We start from the raw sequence: 20,634 nt of genomic DNA, 5'->3' as shown, positions 1-20,634 counted from the left end.
GCGGATCCGCAACCGACATTCGAGAAGACACTCGGCCCCTTCCCGCGCGGTCAGCGCGGTCAGCGCGGTCAGCCTTCCCTGTGGCGTCGGCCCAGTTCCGCGACGAAGGCCGTGAGCAGGCGGGCGAACTCCTTCCTTTCCCGCTCGGACCAGTCACGCATCGCCGCGTCGAAGATCTCGCGGCGGAAGCGATGGACCCGCTCGGCGTGCCCGACACCCAGTTCGGTGAGTTCCAACGTGCTGCGGCGGCCGTCGGCCGGGTCGGCCACCCTGCGAACCAGCCCCGCCTCGACGGCCCTGGCCACCAGGCGGCTGGCACGGGGCTGGTCGACGCCCATCCGGCCCGCGACGGAGGTCACCGTCGCGGCCTCCGTTTCCTCCTCCACGGCGTCGATCACCCCGAAGAGCGCGGGGTCGAGCTCGACGTCACCCGCGAGGCGCTGGAGGGCTCGGCGGGTCTGGCTGCGCCGGATCGCCACCATCGCCCGTTCGACGGCGGCCACCTGAGGGTCTTCCATCCCTCGATGGTACATGTATTAATACATGTTATTGCCAAAGAACATGTATCGACGAAAGATCGAGAAGCAGGGAGAGGCGGCACCGTGAACACCTCCGGGATCACCGGCCAGAGGCGTCCCATCGGCTACTGGATCAAGCACCTCCACGGCCTCGTCGAGAGCTCTCTCGACGACCTCCTCGCCGACCAGGGGCTGACCCGCCGCCACTGGCAGGTGCTGAACGTCGTCGCCGTCGACTCCCCCACCCTCGCCGGTCTCGACACCGCCCTCGCCCCCTTCCTCGACGACCGGCTCCCCTCCCTGCGCCCGTTCGTGGACGATCTGCGCGAGCGGGGCTGGCTGGAAGGAGCGGAACGGCTCTCCCTCACCACCGCCGGAATCCGGGCGCACGAGGAGTCGCGACGGCGGGTGGACATCGACCGCGCCCGCCTCACCGAGGGAATCAGCGCCGAGGAGTATCTGGCCACGATCGACGTCCTGACGCGGATGTCGGCCAACCTGACCAAGCCCGGCGAAACCGGCGAGACCCGCGACCCACCTTCAGGCCCCGCCTGACCTGGCCCCAGAGGACCCGGCCGGGACCCGGCCGGGACCCGGTCGGCGGGCCGCCACCCGCGACATGCGGGGGCGAGAAAATGCGTGGGAAAGTGTCGGCGCCCGGTGATAGAAAGCAAGTTCGACTTTCATCCTCAACGTGCTCGGGGGCGAGCTGTGACCACCAGTAGTTCGGAGTTCTCCGTCTCCGGCCGCCCGCATGACAGGCGGGGGCCGGTGCGCTGGCTCTGGTCCCATGTTCGCCGCCACCCGCTCCAACTCGTCGGATTCCTCGGCGCGTCACTGATCATGGTCGTGCTCAACGCCATGGTCCCCGGATTCACCGGCGAGGCCTTCGACGCCGTCCTGAGCGAGGACGGCGGCGGGGCGCGGGCGCTGGGCATGATCTCGCTGGGGCTGCTGGCGATCGTGCTCGCCCGCGGCCTCTTCGACGTCGTCGCGCGCCTGGCCAGCGAGGTCCTCGCCAAGCGACTGGAGCGGGACGCGAGGGACGAGCTCTACGTCAGCCTGCTCGGCAAGAGCCAGACCTTCCACAACAGGCAGCGGGTCGGCGACCTGATGGCGCGGGCGGCCAACGACATCCGGCAGCTCTCCACCATGATCAGTCCTGGCGTCGACCTGATCGTCGACTCCGGTCTCAGCGGCCTCGTGCCCCTGGCCTTCATCGCCGCGATCGATCCTCGCCTGCTGCTGGTGCCCGGCGTCTTCGCGGTCGCCTTCGTCTTCGCGCTCCGGCACTACATGAGACGGCTCAACCCCGTGGCCACCCGCATGCGAGAGCAGTTCGGCGATCTCAACGCCGGGCTGAACGAGGCGGTCAGAGGCATCGAGGTCATCAAGGTGACCGCGCAGGAGGGCCAGGAGCGGCGGCGGTTCCAGACACGCGCGCGGCGTTACCGCGACTCCTTCGTCCACAACGGCCTGGTCCAGGCCCGCTACCTGCCGACCCTGCTCTTCGCCTTCGCGATGGCCGGCTCACTCTGGCACGGTCTCCTCCTGCACACGGCGGGTGCCATCACGATCGGCGACCTGGTCGCCTTCATGGGCCTGGTGGCCATGCTGGGCTTCCCGACCAACATGTCGATCTTCACCTTCTCGCTGGTCCAGATCGGCATCGTGTCCTCCCGCCGGATCCTGAGCATCATGAACACCGAGACCGAGCTCCGGCAGCCCGACGACGGCCACACCGCGCCGATCAGCGGATCGATCGTCTTCGAGAACGTGACGTTCGGCTACGGGGACGACGATCCCGTGCTGCGCGACGTGACGTTCACCGTGAAGCCGGGCGAGACCGTGGCGATCGTCGGCGAGACCGGCTCCGGCAAGAGCACCCTGACCAAGCTGGTCCCCCGGATCTACGACGTCACCGCGGGCCGGATCCTGGTCGACGGCGTGGACGTACGCGAGTGGGACCTCGATTCGCTGCGCTCCCAGATCTCCACCATCGAGCAGGACATCGTGCTCTTCTCCCGGTCGGTCGCCGAGAACATCGCCTTCGGGCTGGGCCAGCGAGTGGAGCGGGACGCCGTCGTCCGGGCGGCCGAGGAGGCTCAGGCCGCCGAGTTCATCGGCGAGCTCGACGACGGCTACGACACCGTCATCGGTGAGCGCGGCATCACCCTCTCCGGCGGCCAGCGCCAGCGCCTCGCCATCGCGCGGGCGCTGCTGACGGATCCGGCGATCCTCGTGCTCGACGACTCGACCAGTGCGATCGACTCCGCCACGGAAGACCGGATCCAGCGGGCCATCGGCCGCCTTCTCGACGGGCGCACCACCCTGCTGATCACCCACAGGCTCTCCCAGATCCGGTGGGCGGACAAGGTCCTGCTGCTCCGCCGAGGCGAGCTGGTCGACTACGGCACGCACGACGAGCTGCTCTCCAGGAGCCGCCTCTACCGGCGGATCTTCTCCCACTACGACGAGGCCGACGTGACCGGCGACACCATCGATCCGGCCGTGGTCCTCGCGGGCGAGCAGGGAGGGCAGGGCTGATGGGCTTCCTCATGGACGGCCTCGACGCCGAGGACTACGACCGCAGCTACAGCGATCGTGAGCTCCTTCGCCGGATCCTGTCCTACTTCCGGCCGAAGCTCGGATCGATGATCCTGGTCGCGGTCATGATCGTGCTGTTCTCGCTGAGCCAGGCGGCGATGCCGTTGCTGGTCAGCTGGGGCGTGGACGGGATCGAGGACGGCACGATCGCCGACGTGGGCCCACAGCTCACCGCAGGCCTGCTGATCGCCGGCGTGCTCGGCTGGCTGTTCAACTTCGTCCGCCAGTGGCACAGCGCGAAGGTCACCGGCGACGTCGTCCTGCGTCTGCGCGAGGACGCGTTCGACGCCGTGCTCAAGCGTGACCTGTCGTTCTACGACGAGACCCCGTCAGGCAAGATCGTCAGTCGGGTCACCTCCGACACCGACGACTTCGCCACCGTCTCCACTCTGACGATGGACCTGATCAGCCAGGTGCTGATGGTCGGCTTCGTCACGGTCATGCTCTTCCTGCGCAGCGTCGAGCTCGCCCTGCTGACCCTTCTCGTGGCGCCGATCGTGATGGGCATCGCCCTGCTGTTCCGGCGGGTCGCCCGCAGCAGCACCCGCCAGGCGCAACGCTCGCTGAGCCGGGTGAACGCCACCCTGCAGGAGACCATGGGCGGGATCACCGTCGCCAAGAACTTCCGCCAGGAGCAGCGGGTCTACGACGAGTTCCGCCCCATCAACCGGCAGAGCTACCAGGTCACCCTCAAACAGGGTTTCGTCTTCTCCGGCATCTTCCCCGTCCTCTTCTTCGTCGCCGGGCTCGCCACGGTCGCGCTCGTCCAGCTGGGCGGCACCGCCGTGCTCGGCGGCGCTCTGTCCGGCGGCGACTGGTTCCTCTTCCTCCAGGGCGTCGCGCTCTTCTGGTTCCCGCTCACCTCCATCGCCGCGTTCTGGTCGCAGTTCCAGCAGGGCCTGTCCGCCTCGGAGCGGGTGTTCGCCCTGATCGACGCGCCACCCCGGGTGGTGCAGATCGACCCCCAGCCGGTCGGCAGGCTCGCGGGCCGCATCGAGTTCCGGGACGTCAGGTTCGGCTACGAAGCGGAGAGCACCGTCCTTCGGGACTTCAACCTCACGATCGAGGCGGGCGAGAGCGTCGCGCTGGTCGGCCACACCGGGGCGGGCAAATCGACGCTCAGCAAGCTCATCACCCGGTTCTACGAGTTCCAGGGCGGCCTGTTGACGATCGACGATCGCGACGTCCGCACGCTCGACCTGGCCGAGTACCGGCGGCAGATCGGCGCGGTGCCGCAGGTTCCGTTCCTGTTCAGCGGCACCGTCGCCGACAACATCCGCTATCCGAGGCCGGAAGCGAGCGACGAGGAGGTGCTCGCCGCCGCCACGGCGGTCGGCGGGGGCGACTGGATCGACGCCCTGCCGGACGGCCTGCGGACCGATGTGGGCGAGCACGGCCGCGCCCTGTCCATGGGCCAGCGCCAGCTCGTCGCGCTGGCCCGCCTGCTCATCCAGGATCCGGCGATCGTGGTCCTGGACGAGGCCACCGCCAGCGTCGACCCACTGACCGAGGCCCAGATCCAGGAGGGCCTGGACCGGGTGCTGGCCGAGCGCACCTCCATCGTCATCGCCCACCGGCTCTCCACGATCGAGCACGTCGACCGCATCATCGTGCTGGATCACGGCCGGATCGTCGAGGAGGGCGACCACACCACGCTGCTGGCCCGCGGCGGTCACTACTGCCAGGTCTACAACACCTACTTCAGACACCAGTCCCCCGACTACCGGCCCGGTTCCGGCTTCGTCTCCGTCACCGGTTCCGCGTGATCGGCGCCGCTCGAATCGGGCCCCGATTCGAGCGGTCTCGATCACGTCTCGCTGGAGCGGCTCACGCTGGGCGCGCAGCCGGTCCGCCGAGAGGCGCGGGAAGGCGACCGGAGACCTCTGACCTCGCGGCGGACGGAAGCCTGGTGAGGTCGGGAGGGTGCCAGTATGTTCTGCTCATGACGGTGCGGTCGTTGGGGTTTCGGAGCGATCTGATGTTGCTCAGGCTGCAGGGCAGCATTGTCGACCGGCGCGAGGGTTACCTGGTCGTCCGGACGCCCGCCAATCCGACCTATCACTGGGGAAACTTCATCCTGCTGGACGCCCCGCCGGCCCCCGGAACGGTGTTCTCGTGGGTGGAGACCTTCCGCCGCGAGTTTCCCGACACCGGCCACGTCGCCATCGGCGTCGACGGCGTCACCGGCGACGCGGGCGAGCCGGAGGAACTCGCCGCGGCGAACCTCGACGCCGAGCGAAGCACCGTGATGACGGCCAGTGCGGTGCACCCGCCGCCGCGACCGAACCGTGAGGCTCACTTCCGCGTCCTGGACGGCGACGAGGACTGGGCCGCCGCGCTGGCGCTGCAGGAGGCCACCAACCCGGGCACCGACGTCGAGGGATACCGGGTGTTCGCCCGGCGCAACCTGGCGGCGATGCGCCGGCTGCAGGAACGCGGATGCGGCGCGTGGTTCGGAGCCTTCGTGGACGACCGTATGGTCTCCGGGCTCGGCCTGTTCACCGACGGTTCGGGCCTCGCGCGTTACCAGGCCGTCGACACCCACCCCGCCCATCGGAACCGCGGCCTTTCCGGCACCCTCGTGTACACGGCGGGCCGACACGCCCTGGAACACCTGAACGCGCACACGCTCGTCATGGTGGCCGATCCGGCCTACGTCGCGATCCGCGTGTACCGCTCGGTGGGCTTCACCGACTCCGAGACCCAGGTCCAGTTGGAGCCGTCGGCGAGTGCTCCGGCATCACCGTGACCTTCGCGAGTGCGAGGGGCCGGTGCGCGCCCGCCAGGAATGTTCACTATATTTAGCAAATGGTGAATCTAACCTCGGTGCTCTCACTGCACGGTTGCGCTCTCCGCTATGCCGACAGCGGTGGTGACGGTGTGCCGCTGGTGTTCTCGCACGGCGCGGGGGCCGATCATGCGATGTTCGACGCCCAGCGCGAATACCTGCGTGCCCGGGGATACCGGGTGATCACCTGGGACATGCGCGGCCACGGCCGCTCTCGCCCGGCCGGGGCTCCGTTCACCGCCGAGCGGGCGATCGCGGACCTGTGCGCGCTCGTCGAGCACCTCGCGCTCGACCGCCCCGTGCTCGTGGGACAGTCCCTCGGCGGCAACCTCGGCCAGGCCGTCGTCCGGCGGCGTCCGGGCCTCGCCCGAGCGCTGGTCGTCATCGGTTCGACGTGGAACACCGCGCCGCTGTCTTGGAATGAGCGTCTGCTGCTGAAGGCGGCCGCGCCGAGTCTCTCGATGATCTCCGCCAAACGCCTTCCCGGCATGATGGCCGACGCCTCGGCGGTGACGGAGGAGGCGCGGGCGGACGCGCGGCGGGCGTTCTCCCAGCTGTCGAAGCAGGAGTTCGTCCAGGTGTGGCGGGCGACCGTCGAACTCCTCGACCCGGATCCCGGCTATCGCACGCCCGTACCTCTGTGCCTGATCCGCGGCGAACGGGACCGCACCGGCAACATCGCCTCGGCGATGCCCAGGTGGGCCAGGGCCGAGGGCGTCGAGGAGGTCGTCATCCCCGGCGCGGGCCATATCGCCAACCAGGACGACCCTCGTGCGGTGAACGTGGCGATCGAGGCGTTCTTGCGTAGGATCTCGGCATGAGGCGGGCACGGCGGTGAGCGCGACCAGGCGTCGCGCGTTCATCACCTCGGTGGGTGACCTGCTGGCCTCGTGGAACCTCCCGCACGCGACCGGCCGCGTCTACGGACTGCTGCTGGTGACCGAGGAGGCGATCTCCCTCGACGCGATCGCCGCCGAGCTCGAACTGAGCAAGGGAGCGGTGAGCACCGCGGTACGGCAGCTGGACTCCTGGGGGCTCGCGAAGGTGATCCCGCAGCCCGGCAGCCGCAGGCTCCTGGTCGAGGCCACGGGAGGGATCGAGTCGCTGCTGGAGGCGAGCCATTCGCGGGCCAGGACCCTGATCGCCGCACTGCGCGACGGCGAGGCCCTGGTGAGCCCCGGTCCCGCGCAGGATCGGCTCAGGGACGTGATCGGGCTGTTCTCCGGCTATGTCGACGTCGGAAGCGAACTGCTGGACAGATACCGCCGGTAGCACCGCTGGATCGGGTGCTCGGCTCACCGCGGAACGTTCGCCCTGGCCTGAACCGGGGGTCACCGAAGAACATCTGGATTCGGACTCGCCGACGGACGTCCCCCTCGTCGAGGATCAACCCGGCGACGAACGTCCCTTTCGCCGGAGACCGATCCGGCGGCGGACGCCCGCCCTCATCGGGGACGGATCCGGTCACGGACGTCTGCCCTCACCGGGGGAGGAATCCGGTGACGGACGTCCGCGCTCACCGGGGGAAAGACCGGGAGCGGCACACCAAAACCGTAAATATCCCCTGATCTTGCATTAATAACGACCAAATACTCTTTATCGGCTCGGGCAGCAGAAAGGAGCCTTTCCCGATCGACGGCCCCGCCGATGCGCGCTCACGCTGCGGATTCATACATCACGAAATCGAGCTACTTCTTACGACAGAAGTATATTTGTCACCTTATTAGTGATGACTGCCGCCTTTCTCAACCTGTATGACGAGCGATGAAGTTGCGATGAGTGGCGGTGAAAGATGATGAACGGCGATGGAAACAACGGCCGGGTACGACGACGACGACCGCTCCCGATCACCCGCTCACAGGTCCCTCCCGGACCGCTGCGTGATCTCAGAGACCTGCTGTACGAGCTGTACATGGAAGCGGGGGCACCCGCACTCGACGACATCGCCGGGGAGATCTCCCACGAACTCCCCGGACCGGGTGCTCCCGAACGCGACACCGTCCGCCGGATACTGGCCTCGGCGGAGATCCCCTCCGACCAGGCCGGCCTGACGGCCGTCATCACCGTGCTGGCCCGTCTGGCCGGGCGGGACCCCGCCGTCGCCGCCGATCGGGGCCGCGAGCTGTGGAGGAGCGCCCGCCTGACCTCGGCGGCCGGGTCGCCGGGTCACCGAAGATCGTCGGCCGACCCGTTCTCGCTGGGGGTGCACCGGGCGATCGACGCGGGCGCGGAGGCCGTGGGAATGGGCGTCCTGCCCGTCTACGTGCCGCGCCCCCACGACGACCACCTCGCCGCCGTCGTACGACGGGCGGTGGCCGGGCGCAGTGCGGTGGCGATGCTGGTCGGCGACTCGTCGACCGGCAAGACCCGGGCCTGCCTGGAGGCGGTGCGGCTCCTGCCCGGTGGGTGGCGGCTGTGGCACCCGGCCGATCCCGTCCATCCGGAGGCGATCGCCGTGGCCCTGGCCTCCCTCCCGCCGCGGACCGTCGTGTGGCTCGACGAGTCGCAGTCCTACCTGCTCACCCCGGAGGGTGACCTGGGCGAGCGCGTCGCCGCCGGGCTGCGTGCCCTGGTGGACGACCCGGAGCGCGGCCCGGTGCTGGTCCTGGGCACCCTGTGGCCCGAATACTGGGCCGCCCTCACCGAGGTCCCCACCACGGCTGGCGCCGACCCCCGTGCCCAGGCACGGGCGCTGGTGACCGGCGCCGCCATCCACGTCCCCGACCGTTTCACCGGCTCCCACCTGGAGGCGGTGCACGGCGCGGCGCACGGCGATCCGCGTCTGGAGCGCGCGTACGTCGGGGCCCGCGACGGCCGGATCACCCAGTACCTGACGGGCGTGCCCGGCATGGTCGAGCGCTACCGCAACGCGCCCGCCCCGGCCAGAGCCGTGATCGAGACCGCGATGGACGCCAGGCGGGTGGGAGCGGGCCCCGCCCTCTCCCACGCCCTCCTGAAGACCGCCGCGTTCGACTGCCTGACCGGCTACGAGTACGGCGCCCTGCCCCGGGACTGGTTCGAACGGGCCCTCGCCTACGCCTGCGGTGTCCACAGCCCCCTCACCCGCGTCGGCCCCCACCACGACGAGCCGTCCGCCTCCCGCCGCTACCGGCTCGCGAACCACCTGGAACAACTCGGTCGCGCCGAGCGCCGTACGCGTCCCGTCCCCGCAGCCCTGTGGGACGCGCTCGCCTTTCACGCCGCCCCCGAGGACCTGCCCCGCCTCGCGGCCCAGGCTCGGACTCGCGGCCTCTACCGTCACGCCCTCCTGCTGTACGGTGCCGCCGCCGCGGCCGGGGACCTCGACGCCCCACGACAGGCGATCGCCCTGCTCGGAGAGACGGGACGCACCGAGGAGGCGCTCACCTGGCTGAGGTTCCACGGCGAGCAGGACGACGCGTGGGCACTCGGCCGGAGCGCCGCCGTCCTCGACGGGGCCGGTCACCGTGAGAGGGCGATCACCGCCTACCTGCGCGCCGCGGAAGCGGGAGACCCCGATGCCCCGAGGAAGGCGATCACCCTGCTCGTGGACGAGGGAAGGACCGGGGAGGCGATCGCCTGGCCGCGAGCCCACGGCTGGTTCGGCGACGTCGGCCTCCCCGTCTGGACGGCGGCCCTTCTCGACAGGGCGGGATATTACGAGGAGGCTCTCATCGCCTACCGGTACGCCGCGAAGCTGGGGAACGCCGACGCCCCGGAGTGGCTGGCGTCCCTGCTGTACAGGACGGGCCACGGACAGCAGGCGCTCGTCGCCTGCCGCCGCGCCGTGCGAACCGGTGACGGCCACGCCCTCAGGCAGGCCGTCGCCCTGCTGCGGGAGATGGGACGGACCGAGGAGGCGATCACCTGGTTGCGGACCCGCGCCGAGCACGGCGACACCGACGCCCTCTGGGAGGCGGTCGAACTGCTCCGGGAGTCGGGACGGATCGAGGAGGCGATCACCTGGCTGTACGCCCGCGCGGAGTCGGGCGACCGTCGCGCGATCTCCAGGACGGTCGATCTGCTCCAGGAGAACGGCCGGACCGAGGAGGCCCTCACCTGGCTGAACGCCCGCGCCGAGAACGGCGACACCTACTCCTACCGGCGATCGATCGGCCTCCTGCGGCGGACGGGACGGATCGAGGAGGCGATCGCCTGGCTGCGGACCCATGCCGAGCACGGCGACCGCCTCGCCCTCGAAGAGGCCGTCGACCTGCTGCGGGAGTCCGACCAGGCCGGGGAGGCGATCGCCTGGCTGAACGCCCGCGCGCAGGCCGGTGACCGCTTCGCGCTCGACCCGCTCTCCCGCCTGCTGGAGAAGGTGGGCAGGACCGAGGAGGCGATCGCCGCCTATCGGCGCGCCGTCGAGGCGGGAAACGACGGTTCACACTGGCCGATGGCCGTCCTGCTGCACCGGGAGGGCCGCCTGGAGGAGGCGCTGACCGCGTACCGGCGCGCCACCGAGACCGGGCACCCCGGCGACGGCTGGGGAATGGTCGAACTCCTTGAGGAGACGGGCCGTACCGAGGAGGCACTGGCCGCGTACCGGAACGCCGCCGAGGCGGGGAACCCCGACGCCGTCTGGCGGCTGGTCGAGTTGCTCCAGGAGAGTGGCCGTACCGAAGAGGCGATCACCTGGCTGCGGACCCGCGCCGAGCACGGCGACACCGACGCCCTGTGGAAGGCGGTCGAACTGCTCCAGGAGGCGGGCCGAGTCGAGGAGGCGATCACCTGGCTGCGATTCCGCGCCGAGCACGGCGACACCGACGCCCTCGGCCGGTTCACCGCCCTGCTGTACCAGATGAACCGTTCCGAGGAGGCGATCGCCTGGCTCAGGACCCGCGCCGAGGACGGCGACCCTCGCGCTCTGGACCACGCGGTCGACCTGATGTACGAGTCGGGCCGGGCCGAGGAGGCGCTCACCTGGCTGAACGCCCGCGTCGAGACGGGTGACGCCGGTGCGCTGACCTGGATCGCCGTCCTGCTGCGCGAGACCGGCCGGCCGGAGAGAGCGGTCCTCGCCCACCTGCACGCCGCCGAGCTGGGCCTGCCCGGCGCCCTGCGCGCGGCGATCGACCTGCTGAGACGGCTGGGCCGCGTCGGCGAGGCCGAACGGCTCCGGAGGTACGGGATCACCCCCGGCAGGACGTGACCCCCTGCGGGAGAACACCGCCATTGAGCGCCAACTGAGAAACGTGCTCCGGACACCACTTCTCAGTTGGTCTCAGTGACGGCCCCGGCTTCTCAGTTGGTCTCAGTGACGGGCCGGCGAGACCGCCGTGGCGGCGTTGACCGGTTCAGCCGTGACGTGGCGGTTCCGAGGTCAGGAAGTCGCGGATCCGGTCGGCGACGGCGGGGTAGTCGTTGTCGAAACAGATGAAGTGGCTGCCTGCCCGGCTCTCGACGAACTCGGCGCCGGTCTTCCGCGCACGACGTTAACCCTGCCTTGCATCATGGGCATACTATTTTGCCCGTGATGCAAGAAATCGGAGATCTGGACAGCCTTGTCCGCAAACGCATCCGCGCCCTGCGCGTCGCACAGGGCTGGTCCCTGGAAGAACTGGCCGGCCGCGCCAACCTCAGCCAGTCCTCACTGAGCCGCATCGAGAACGGGCAGCGACGCCTCGCCCTGGACCAGCTCGTCACCCTCGCCCGCGCCCTGGACACCACCCTCGACCAGCTCGTCGAGAACGCGACCGACGACGTCGTGATCAGCCCGATCGTCGACGGCGCCCACGGCCGGCTGCGCTGGCCGGTGAAGAGTGACCCCGACATGAGCGTCATACGTCAGCGCATGACCGAGCCACCGCCCGACAACCCCTCACGCATGCGCGCCCACCCCGGCCGGGAGTGGCTCGTCGTCCTCTCCGGCACCGCGATCCTCATGCTGGGCCACCGGCGCTTCCGCCTTGAGACCAACCAGGCCGCCGAGTTCCCGACCATGTTGCCGCACGCCATCGGCGCCGAAGGCGGGCCGTGCGAGCTTCTGGGCATCTTCGACCGCGACGCCCGCCGAGGACACCAGCGCGACAACGACGGCGACTCCCCCGAACTCCGCCGATGACGGCGACGCGCACCCTCCGTGTACGGATACGCCTTGCGCATGGGGCACCGTCTCGCATCGATAACTTGCGCGTTCCGGGAGCCATCATGCTTTTGCAGCAAATCCGCCTTACGGTGACGGCATGACCCAAGCACACTCGCACGCCTCCCACGGTGCGCGGCACGACCACCACCGACACGACCACCACACGCAAGACGACCGTCACCGGCAGGACGACGCCGACCAGGCGGAGATCCTCGACCTGGACGCGGAAGTCCTCGCCGAGCACATCGCGTCCATCACCGCGTGGTTGCCGCTGAAGACCGGCCCGCGCCACATCGTGGACCTGGGCTGCGGCACGGGAACGGGCACCTTCGCCCTCCTCGACCGTTTCCCCGAAGCGCACGTCATCGCCGTCGACGCCTCACCCGAACACCTGCAGCGCCTGCGCAAGAAGGCCTGCGCCCGGGACATGGACGACCGCGTACGCACCGTGCAGGCCGACCTCGACGCCGCCGACTGGCCCGACCTCGGTACGCCGGACCTGGTCTGGGCCTCGGCCTCGATGCATCACATGGCCGACCCCGGCCATGCCCTGCGCAACGTCCACGACATGCTCCCGTCCGGCGGTCTGTTCGCCGTCGTCGAGTTGGCCGGCTTTCCCCGGTTCCTTCCGGAAGACGCCCCCGAAGAGCGGCCCGGTCTGGAGGACCGCTGCCACGCCGCGACCGACCGCTTCCACGCCGAACACATGCCTCATCGGGGCGCCGACTGGGGACCGATGCTCACCGCCGCCGGGTTCACCCTCGACGGCGAGCGCACCGTCATCGTGAACATCGACGGCCCCCACAACGAAGCCATCGGCCGTTACGCGCTGAGCACCCTTCGGCGCGTCCGCGGCGCCGTCGCGGACACGCTCTCCGCCGAAGACCTCGCCGCACTCGACCGGCTGCTCGACACGAGCGGTCCCGACAGCATCCTGCGCCGCGACGACCTCTCGGTACGTACCGAACGCACCGTATGGGCCGCACGCCGTACCTGACCCTCACCCCACCCGAATCGCCCGCCGAGCGGGGAGGGGATGTGGTCCGCGGGCGATGACACGGCGATCCGGACCCTGTCGCGCCGGACTCAGTCGATGATCGCGGTGGCCTCGACCTCGACGAGAAGGTCGGGTACGGCCAGCGCCGCGACACCCAGCAGCGTGGCCGGAGCGACCGGGGTGACCCCCAGCTTCGCGGCCGCCCGAGCGACCCCCTCCAGGAACAGCGGCATCTTGTCGGGGGTCCAGTCGACGACATAGGCGGTCAGTTTCGCCACGTCCTCGAAGGAGGCGCCGACCTCGGCCAGGGCCGTGCCGATGTTGAGGTAACACCGCTCGACCTGAGCCGCGAGGTCGTCTTCGCCGACCGTGACCCCACCGGCGTCCCAGGCGACCTGTCCGGCGACAAAGACCAGCTTCGTCCCGGTCGCGATCGACACCTGCCGGTAGACATCGATCTCCGGCAGTCCGGCGGGGTTCACCAGGGTGATGGCCATGCTGTCCGCTCCCTCCTCAGGAGAGTCCTCGGGCCCGCTTCCGGCGACCCCGAACACTCTCGGTCTCTTGTGGTTACTTGGGAACCATAGGAGAGTGTCCACTGACATGGAAGAACGCACTTTTCAGTGACTGAGGAACCTTATGGTGACCAAGCAGTTCAGCGGCTCGGCCCAGGACGCGGACCTGACCCGCGCGGACTCCCTGGCGCGGGAGATCTTCTCGGACATCGCCAACAAGTGGGCACTCCTGATCATCGAGACCCTGGGGGACCGCACCCTGCGCTTCGGCGAGTTGCGGAACGAGATCGACGGCATCAGCCACAAGATGCTCACCCAGAACCTGCGCATGCTGGAGCGCAACGGCCTGGTCGAGCGGGAGGTGCACCCCACCGTGCCGCCACGGGTCGAGTACACGCTCATGGAGTCGGGCCAGGCGTTGCGCAAGACGGTTGACGGCATGTGCGACTGGACCAGCCGATATCTCGGCCACATCGAGGACTCCCGCCGCCGCTTCGACGCGTAGCCCGAACCGGACACGACCCCACCCCGCCACGCACCGCGCTTCACCGCACGCGGTACGTCTTCCCCGGCACGGCGACCCCGCACCGGGGAAGGGACGGGGCCGCCGTGCCCGTTCGTCAGAAGTGGCCGATGGTGACCGAGGTGGAGGTCAGTGCCCAGCGATGCAGCACGGTCGTCTCGGCCTCGCGCATCTGCGCCTTCAGTCCTTCGACCGTACGGTCACAGATGATCAGCGGTTCGGGGGTGGGCCAGGTGGCGATGGCGTGGAAGAGGCGGCTGCCCGTGCCGTACAGGACGGACCAGCCGGGCCGGGTGATCTCCAGCATCGCGGCCTCGGCACGCGCCTCGTGGTCCCAGGTGTGGTGGGGTACGGGCAGGGCGGCCTGGCCGTCGCGGTGGCGTCCGCGAGAGCGGACGGGCCGTCGCCGGATCATGAGATCACCTGCCCGACAGTGCTCTCCGCGACCGGGGTCTCCGTGCCGGGGTCGGCCTCCTGGGCGATGATCTCCTGCCGGTCGGTCTCGGCCCGCAGGGCCTCCAGGCTGTCGGCGTCGACGGTGCGCTCGGCTCCGGCGTGGAACGCGGCCGGGGAGAAGGGCTCCTCGCGGCTCGCCCACAACCGTCCGGCGTCACTGAGGATGAGCCGCCAACCGGGAATGGTCGATTCCCGCCTCGGCTCGGGAGTGGTGGATTTACCATCATTCATTGATTGGACCTCGATCCGGTCAAGGGCCCGTCCGGTCGTTGGTAGCGGTGGACGGGCCCGCTCTGTGGAGCAGGGAAGGATCTGGAGGGGTACGCCGTACCGGCCGGGCGGCCGATACGAAGACAGGGTGAGCAGGGCTCGGCGCGGTACGCAGGTGGTCGTTCGCCTCGGGCGAGGCGCGAGGCGATGCCTGCGGTCGAGCCGGGACAATCTGGTGAGAGCGGGTCCTGACGAGCGTGCCGATCGCAGACGGCAGTGCGCCCGCCCTGGCAACGATGCCGGTACGACCGGCGGGGCCTGCCGGGAACGGCGTTGAACGGGTATCGGGGCCGGGACCCGTTCCGCAGAGCGCTGAGCGGGCACCGACGGGGTCGTCCTGGCCGGGGCCACGGGAACGGGCCGCTCGAAGCAGGGCAGGGAACGATCCCCGGTACGACGAGCCCGCAACCGGAGGTCCAGCAGGTCACCGGAAGGCTGGGCGTACTCGTGGTCGGCGGCCTGACCTGGACAACCGTGCGCGTAGGGAGCGTGCCCGCAGGTGGCACACCCCATCGGCATCGGCGGCACATCGGCGAAACAGCCGCAGTCGTGCACCGTGGTCCGGTCGAGAGCCGGGGCACTAGGGTTACTCATGGATCAGGAGTGCCTTCCTGGTCAAGGGATCCGTGCGGCGTTGCGAGCGCCTGCGGATCCCGTTTTTGTACTGGGCCAGAGGTTACGCGATCGAGTGTAGCCATGTATAGCAATGCATGGCTACCCATGGATTTCAGCAGGTCACCATAGCCATACGGTGAATTCATGAGCAGCGTCTCGCCGTTCGATCCAGAAGAGGACAGCCCGGAATACGTGTATGTCCGGTTGGCCAATCACATTCAGGCGTTGATCGATGCCGGTGACCTACGGCCAGGTCAGCGGCTTCCGGCAGAGCGCGATCTCGCCTCCGAATACGGGGTGGCATACCTGACGGTCCGGCGCGCGATGCGGGAACTGCGCGGGCGCGGCCTGATCAGGACCGTGGTCGGAAGAGGAACGTACATCGACCCGCAGGCAGAGCCCTCGCGTCCCGACGACGTTTCGCCCGCCGATTGATCAGCGCAGTGGCGATCAACGACGGTTACGATGTCGGCCGGACACCTCGACCCTTCCGTCACTCTTGGTATTCAATCAACTCCTTACAGTGTGGCGTGCAACTTGCATGATCACAAGCGCCTCATATGAATTTGCTCGGCGCACGACGACAGTGATCAGGCATGCTGGTCGGCATGGCTTCCGCGAGTCCTACCGTCCGGCACCGCCGCCTCGGCCGTGAGCTGCGAAGACTTCGCGAGAGAGCAAATCACACACTGGAAGAGGTGGCCACTCCGCTCCGCTGGTCCACGGCCAAGCTGAGCCGCATCGAGAACGCCCGAACCATGCCCAGCAGCAAGGACATCGCCGACCTCTGTGACCTGTACGCCGTGGACTCATCGGCGAAGGCGGGGCTGATCCAACTCGGCAGCGATGCCGGTCGACGTGGCTGGTGGACCGCCTACAGCGATGTGTTCGCCGGCGCCTACGTCGGCCTGGAATCCGAGGCCACGACCATCCGCACCTGGGAACCTCTGCTGGTGCCGGGCCTCCTGCAGAACGAGGACTACGCGCGTGAACTTATCCGCACGTCACGTCCGGGACTGGCCGTCGCAGAATTGAAGCGGTATGTGGCAGCTCGGATGGCACGCAAAATCAGCCTTCTCAGCTCAAAGGCGCCCTCGCTGCACGTACTCATGGACGAATGCGCGCTGCGTCGCCCTGTCGGCTCACCCGCCATCATGGCCCGCCAACTCGGAGACATTCTTCAGGTCACGGACCGGCCCAATATCACCGTTCAGGTTCTTCCGCTTCGGATCGGTGCGCACTGTGGCCTGGAGGGCGCTTTCTCTCTGCTGGGGTTCGATGCCGAAGATCCAGAGGTGGGCTACACCGGCTGCCCAGGCGGAGACATCTATGTAGAGGCGACAGATCAGGTGGAGAATCTTAAAATTACGTTCAAGCGTCTTGCTGGTGTGTGCTTGTCCCCCGAGGAGTCTGCGGAGTTCATTGCCGCGATAAGGAGTGACCATGCCCCCCTCTGACCTGATCGGCGCCGCATGGCGTAAAAGCAGCTACAGCGGCGGAAGCAGCGACAACTGCGTGGAGGTAGCCATGAACCTGCCGGGCCTCGTCGCCGTCCGCGACAGCAAGGACCCGTCCGGTCCGATGCTCACCTTCTCCCCGACAGCCTGGAACGACTTCCTGGCGGGCATCCGCAGCGGAGAGATCTGACCCGTCCACGAACGCAGCACAGCCGAAACCAGCCAAAAGCCACCCGGCCGTGCGGCAGTCCGCACTCTCATGGACCTGGTTGAACATGCTTGGGACAATTTCCCCTACACGTCGCGAACCTGGAGGACCGCGCCGCCGTAGTGGCCGACTACCTTGACGGCGACCTCCTCGCGGGTCGAGGCCCGGAACGGTTGCCAGCGGGCGCCGAAGGAGCTTGGAAGCTCAGGCAGCGTCTGCAGACCCTCCGCGTCGCGGACACCCTGGACGATCTCTTTCGCTTGCCGGGACGCTGTCACCCGCTGCGCGGCGACTACCCGGGGTGCCACGCGATGGATCTCCATCAGGGCTGGCGCCTCGTGTTCCGGCTCATGATCTCCGAAGAGAAGACAGGCCAGGAGTTGGAGGAAAAGGAGGCCGAACTGGCCATAGAGATCGTCGACTGTCACGGATGATTATGAAGAACGAAAGGAGCGTAGAAGCCGATGTCGACACCTGAATTCCATCCTTCCGGCACCCCCGACCACGCCGTGCCACCCGGGGAAACCATCCGTGAGTATCTCGACGAGCTCGGGATGACCCAGCGTGAACTCGCCACCAGACTGGGCCTCAGCGCGAAGCATGTTAATAGGTTGGTTCAAGGGCTTGTGCCGTTAAGTCATGAGATCGCGCAACGCCTGGAACTGGTCACCGGCATGCCCGCGAAGCTCTGGAACCGTCTGGAGACCGACTACCAGTCCGCCCAACAACGCCTGCACATGGAGCACGAGATAAGAAAGAGGAGGCCGATCAGTTTTCCTGTGACCTACTGATTCCAAAGAAGCATCTTACAAAGCTTCGCTCTTTGAAGTCTCTGGGTTCGGTTCGCGCATTTGCCGGTGACATAGGCGTGTCTCCGGGAATTGTTGTCGGCCGTCTACAACATGACGGCATCTGGCCTGCCAGGCAGGGAAACGGCCTCAAGCGGAAAGTCGAGTTGGCGAGCGATTTTTAAGTCACACTCCTGAACGCTTTCCGTCCAGCGGAGCGGAACGCGTTCAGACGTAGCCGGACGGGGAACCGGTCAGCGGGTTCGGACGGTGTCCCCGACAAGCGTGCGGGGAACGTCGTCCGGGCCGCATGTGCGTATCGTGACGGCCCGATGGGCCGCGGGGGCCGTTCGGTTCTTCTCACGGCCGGGACGTCGCCCTCCCAGGATCCGGGACAGGCCCTCACGGCACGGAGAGGTGCCGGTTGTCCGGTGAGGCCGACGCGCCGGGGGCGCGGAAGAACCGTGCGGAGCGGGCGTGCAGGGTCCGGGTGAGCAACCAGTAGACCGAGGCGCCGTCCGGCCACTGGGTGACCACCCGGCCGCTCGCCGAGCGGAAGTAGTTCGGTGCCTGGGCGAACGAGCTGGCGTCCAGGCGACGCTTCAGCCAGCGGTTCAGCCGTCTGACCGCCTCCGGCCTGACCTCGACCGCGCCGGCACCGCGGCGGCGCATCTCCCGCAGGGAGCGCACCACGAACTTCGCCTGCTGCTCGAAGTTGAACACCGGGGCGTAGTAGTTGGTGTTGGGGCCGTACATCATGAAGAGGTTCGGCATCTCGTCCACCGTGATGCCGAGGAACGCCATGGGGTCGTCGCCCCACTTCTCCTTCAGGTCGCGGCCCGCGCGCCCGTGGACCTCCAGGCCGCAGAGGAACTCGGCCGCGCGGAATCCCGTCGCGGTGATCACGACGTCGAGTTCGTGCTCCCGGCCGGTGGCGTCGACCACGCCGGTCTCGGTCACTCGTTCCACGGCGTGCGGAACGAGGGTGACGTCGTCACGCAGCAGGGTCGGATAGAAGGTGGAGCTGTGGATCGCCCGTTTGCCCAGGTAGGCCGAGGTCGGTGTCAGAGCCGCCCTGAGGTCGGGGTGGTCGGCGAAGACCTCTGCGAGATAGTCCTGGCAGATCTTGACCGCCCGGGTGTCGACGGTCCCGCCGGGCCGGATGATCCTGCCGCCGAGCCACTTGCGTTCCAGCTGCAGGAACAACCGCCACCGGATGAGTCGCCGCGTCACCGGGTGACGCCGTCGAGCGCGTTCCTTCTCGGTGAACGGGAGCGAGACCTTCGGGTCCACCCATGCGGGCTGACGCTGGAACACCGTCAGATGCTTGGCTCGGCCGCCGAGCTCCGCGACGATCTGGGCGGACGTCGAACCGGTGCCGACGACTCCCACCCGGCGTCCGTCGAGCGTCACGTCGGAGCGCCACCGCGCCGTGTGGAAGATGTCGCCGGCGAACAGCTCGCGGCCCGGCCAGGCGGGCTCGTTCGGGACGTTCAGGAGCCCGACGGCGGTCACCACGGCCGTGAAACGCAGCACCTCACCGGTGTCGAGGTGCACGGCCCACCGCTGGCCGTCCTCCTCCCAGACCAGCCGCCGGACGGTGGTGCCGAACCGGAAGTGGGCCCTGAGCCCGAACCGGTCGGCCACGTGCTCAAGGTAGGACTGCAGTTCCGCCTGGCCGGGGTAGGAGCGTGACCAGTCGTACGGGGCGAACGAGAACGAGTACATCGGGGCCGGAGTGTCGACCTCGGCACCGGGGAAACGATTGACGCGCCAGGTGCCGCCCGGCCCGTCCTCGGTCTCGAACACGGTGAACGAGTACCCGTGCCGCTTCAGTTGGTGGGCCGCCGCGAGTCCGGCGAACCCGCCACCGATCACGGCCACAGAGGGCATGGCTCCGCCCGTCGATGGCATGACTGCCTCTCTCTGTCGAGCTCGTGCCTGGGCACGATGATGTCTGTCGGGCTCGTGCCTGGGCACGACGATGCTGTCGAGTTCGTGCCTGCGCACGACGATGTGCGGCGCCCACGGGCGCCGGGGCTAGAGGACCTTGCTGAGGAAGTCGCGGGTGCTCGGATGCTCGGCCTCGCCGGACAGCCGGCTGGACGGGCCTTCCTCGACGATGCGGCCGTCCTCCATGAACACGAACCGGTCGCAGACCTCGCGGGCGAACCCGATCTCGTGGGTGACGATGATGGTGGTCATCCCGTCGAGCACGAGTTCGCGGATGACCTGCAGCACCTCGTTGACCATCTCCGGATCGAGCGCCGAGGTCGGCTCGTCGAAGAGCAGCACCTGTGGCTTCATCGCGAGGGCACGGGCGATCGCGACGCGTTGCTGCTGGCCGCCGGAGAGCTGGGCCGGGTAGGCGTCGGCCTTCTCGGCGAGGCCGACCCTGGCGAGCAGTTCGCGCGCCTGGCGGCGCGCGTCCGCACCCGGGCGTCGTAGCACCCGGGTGGGCGCTTCGATGACGTTCTCCAACACGGTCTTGTGCGAGAACAGGTTGAACTGCTGGAACACCATGCCGAGGCGTCGGCGCTGCCTCGCCTCCCGTCGCGCCGACAGCCGGTGGATCTTGCCGCCGCGTTCCTCGTAGCCGAGCAGCTCACCGTCGAGCATGATCACCCCCGAGTCGGTGCGTTCGAGCAGGTTGAGGCAGCGCAGAAAGGTGCTCTTGCCGCTGCCGGAGCGTCCGAGCAGGCAGACCGTCTCCCCCTGGTGGACGTCCAGCGACACGTCGTGCAGGACCGTGTGCCGGCCGAAGGACTTGCGGACGTTCAGTGCGCTGATCAGCGGTGTCGTCATGACCTGGCTCTCACTCATCC

General features: G+C 68.7%; 22 protein-coding genes. 15 read left to right on the top strand and 7 right to left on the bottom strand.

What is annotated here, in order from left to right:
- Positions 1–68: 68 nt before the first annotated feature.
- Positions 69–518, bottom strand: coding sequence for a MarR family transcriptional regulator (locus AB0B90_RS16990; RefSeq protein ID WP_350941572.1), 450 nt, complete (start codon positions 516–518; stop codon positions 69–71).
- A gap of 84 nt (positions 519–602) precedes the next feature.
- Between AB0B90_RS16990 and AB0B90_RS16985 the strand changes: the two genes are divergently transcribed.
- The 9 genes from AB0B90_RS16985 (at position 603) to AB0B90_RS16945 (ending at position 12,977) form a co-directional block, all read left to right on the top strand.
- Positions 603–1,073, top strand: a complete 471-nt coding sequence (locus tag AB0B90_RS16985) for a MarR family winged helix-turn-helix transcriptional regulator (protein ID WP_362923283.1) — start codon at positions 603–605, stop codon at positions 1,071–1,073.
- Between the two features lie 156 nt (positions 1,074–1,229).
- Positions 1,230–3,065, top strand: coding sequence for an ABC transporter ATP-binding protein (locus AB0B90_RS16980; RefSeq protein WP_362923281.1), 1,836 nt, complete (start codon positions 1,230–1,232; stop codon positions 3,063–3,065).
- Positions 3,065–4,891, top strand: a complete 1,827-nt coding sequence (locus AB0B90_RS16975) for an ABC transporter ATP-binding protein (protein ID WP_362923279.1) — start codon at positions 3,065–3,067, stop codon at positions 4,889–4,891. Before AB0B90_RS16980 ends, AB0B90_RS16975 begins: the two co-directional genes overlap by 1 nt.
- A gap of 212 nt (positions 4,892–5,103) precedes the next feature.
- A complete protein-coding gene (locus AB0B90_RS16970) occupies positions 5,104–5,874 on the top strand; it encodes a GNAT family N-acetyltransferase (protein WP_362923277.1) in 771 nt (256 codons plus the stop codon).
- Between the two features lie 59 nt (positions 5,875–5,933).
- Complete coding sequence (locus AB0B90_RS16965; protein ID WP_350941577.1) at positions 5,934–6,734, top strand: alpha/beta hydrolase; 801 nt, start codon at positions 5,934–5,936, stop codon at positions 6,732–6,734.
- Positions 6,735–6,747: 13 nt separating this feature from the next.
- Positions 6,748–7,185 carry a transcriptional regulator gene (locus AB0B90_RS16960; protein ID WP_350941579.1) on the top strand — a complete coding sequence of 146 codons (438 nt, stop codon included), beginning with the start codon at positions 6,748–6,750 and terminating at the stop codon, positions 7,183–7,185.
- Positions 7,186–7,708: 523 nt separating this feature from the next.
- The gene (locus AB0B90_RS16955; protein ID WP_362923274.1) at positions 7,709–11,044 is read left to right on the top strand and encodes a tetratricopeptide repeat protein; all 3,336 of its coding nucleotides are present in this window, start codon (positions 7,709–7,711) and stop codon (positions 11,042–11,044) included.
- 324 nt (positions 11,045–11,368) lie between these two features.
- Positions 11,369–11,956, top strand: a complete 588-nt coding sequence (locus tag AB0B90_RS16950; protein ID WP_362898297.1) for an XRE family transcriptional regulator — start codon at positions 11,369–11,371, stop codon at positions 11,954–11,956.
- 121 nt (positions 11,957–12,077) lie between these two features.
- On the top strand, positions 12,078–12,977 hold the full coding sequence (locus AB0B90_RS16945; RefSeq protein WP_362923272.1) for a class I SAM-dependent methyltransferase: 900 nt from the start codon (positions 12,078–12,080) through the stop codon (positions 12,975–12,977).
- An 89-nt stretch (positions 12,978–13,066) separates the two neighbouring features.
- Here the strand turns inward: AB0B90_RS16945 and AB0B90_RS16940 are convergent, their stop codons facing one another.
- A complete protein-coding gene (locus AB0B90_RS16940; protein WP_350941584.1) occupies positions 13,067–13,474 on the bottom strand; it encodes a RidA family protein in 408 nt (135 codons plus the stop codon).
- A gap of 142 nt (positions 13,475–13,616) precedes the next feature.
- Here AB0B90_RS16940 and AB0B90_RS16935 point away from each other — a divergent pair, with 142 nt between their 5' ends.
- Complete coding sequence (locus AB0B90_RS16935) at positions 13,617–13,997, top strand: helix-turn-helix domain-containing protein (RefSeq protein WP_350941585.1); 381 nt, start codon at positions 13,617–13,619, stop codon at positions 13,995–13,997.
- A 115-nt stretch (positions 13,998–14,112) separates the two neighbouring features.
- Here the strand turns inward: AB0B90_RS16935 and AB0B90_RS16930 are convergent, their stop codons facing one another.
- The gene (locus tag AB0B90_RS16930; RefSeq protein WP_362923270.1) at positions 14,113–14,430 is read right to left on the bottom strand and encodes a hypothetical protein; all 318 of its coding nucleotides are present in this window, start codon (positions 14,428–14,430) and stop codon (positions 14,113–14,115) included.
- The gene (locus AB0B90_RS16925) at positions 14,427–14,702 is read right to left on the bottom strand and encodes a hypothetical protein (RefSeq protein ID WP_362923267.1); all 276 of its coding nucleotides are present in this window, start codon (positions 14,700–14,702) and stop codon (positions 14,427–14,429) included. The genes AB0B90_RS16930 and AB0B90_RS16925 overlap by 4 nt, the downstream gene beginning before the upstream one ends.
- 798 nt (positions 14,703–15,500) lie before the next feature.
- Here AB0B90_RS16925 and AB0B90_RS16920 point away from each other — a divergent pair.
- From AB0B90_RS16920 to AB0B90_RS16910, 3 genes are all read left to right on the top strand, one after another.
- Positions 15,501–15,791: a winged helix-turn-helix domain-containing protein gene (locus AB0B90_RS16920; RefSeq protein WP_362510189.1), complete on the top strand. Its 291-nt coding sequence runs from the start codon at positions 15,501–15,503 to the stop codon at positions 15,789–15,791.
- A 161-nt stretch (positions 15,792–15,952) separates the two neighbouring features.
- Positions 15,953–16,813: a helix-turn-helix transcriptional regulator gene (locus AB0B90_RS16915; protein ID WP_362923265.1), complete on the top strand. Its 861-nt coding sequence runs from the start codon at positions 15,953–15,955 to the stop codon at positions 16,811–16,813.
- Positions 16,800–17,003 carry a DUF397 domain-containing protein gene (locus AB0B90_RS16910; protein ID WP_362923263.1) on the top strand — a complete coding sequence of 68 codons (204 nt, stop codon included), beginning with the start codon at positions 16,800–16,802 and terminating at the stop codon, positions 17,001–17,003. The genes AB0B90_RS16915 and AB0B90_RS16910 overlap by 14 nt, the downstream gene beginning before the upstream one ends.
- A gap of 104 nt (positions 17,004–17,107) precedes the next feature.
- On the opposite strand, the gene AB0B90_RS16905 is transcribed toward AB0B90_RS16910, so the two are convergent.
- On the bottom strand, positions 17,108–17,329 hold the full coding sequence (locus AB0B90_RS16905; protein ID WP_362923261.1) for a hypothetical protein: 222 nt from the start codon (positions 17,327–17,329) through the stop codon (positions 17,108–17,110).
- Positions 17,330–17,332: 3 nt separating this feature from the next.
- Here AB0B90_RS16905 and AB0B90_RS16900 point away from each other — a divergent pair, with 3 nt between their 5' ends.
- Both AB0B90_RS16900 and AB0B90_RS16895 read left to right on the top strand, forming a co-directional pair.
- Positions 17,333–17,455, top strand: a complete 123-nt coding sequence (locus AB0B90_RS16900) for a hypothetical protein (RefSeq protein ID WP_362923259.1) — start codon at positions 17,333–17,335, stop codon at positions 17,453–17,455.
- A gap of 30 nt (positions 17,456–17,485) precedes the next feature.
- A complete protein-coding gene (locus AB0B90_RS16895; RefSeq protein ID WP_362923257.1) occupies positions 17,486–17,812 on the top strand; it encodes a HigA family addiction module antitoxin in 327 nt (108 codons plus the stop codon).
- 399 nt (positions 17,813–18,211) lie between these two features.
- Here the strand turns inward: AB0B90_RS16895 and AB0B90_RS16890 are convergent, their stop codons facing one another.
- Both AB0B90_RS16890 and AB0B90_RS16885 read right to left on the bottom strand, forming a co-directional pair.
- Positions 18,212–19,702, bottom strand: a complete 1,491-nt coding sequence (locus AB0B90_RS16890; protein ID WP_362923255.1) for an NAD(P)/FAD-dependent oxidoreductase — start codon at positions 19,700–19,702, stop codon at positions 18,212–18,214.
- A 147-nt stretch (positions 19,703–19,849) separates the two neighbouring features.
- Positions 19,850–20,632 carry an amino acid ABC transporter ATP-binding protein gene (locus tag AB0B90_RS16885; RefSeq protein WP_350941593.1) on the bottom strand — a complete coding sequence of 261 codons (783 nt, stop codon included), beginning with the start codon at positions 20,630–20,632 and terminating at the stop codon, positions 19,850–19,852.
- Positions 20,633–20,634 lie beyond the last annotated feature (2 nt).

The organism is Streptosporangium sp. NPDC049078, from assembly GCF_040648855.1.
Classification (GTDB): Bacteria; Actinomycetota; Actinomycetes; order Streptosporangiales; family Streptosporangiaceae; genus Streptosporangium.
Note: the sequence above shows the minus strand (reverse complement) of the source record. Positions and strands in the feature narration are given on the sequence as shown.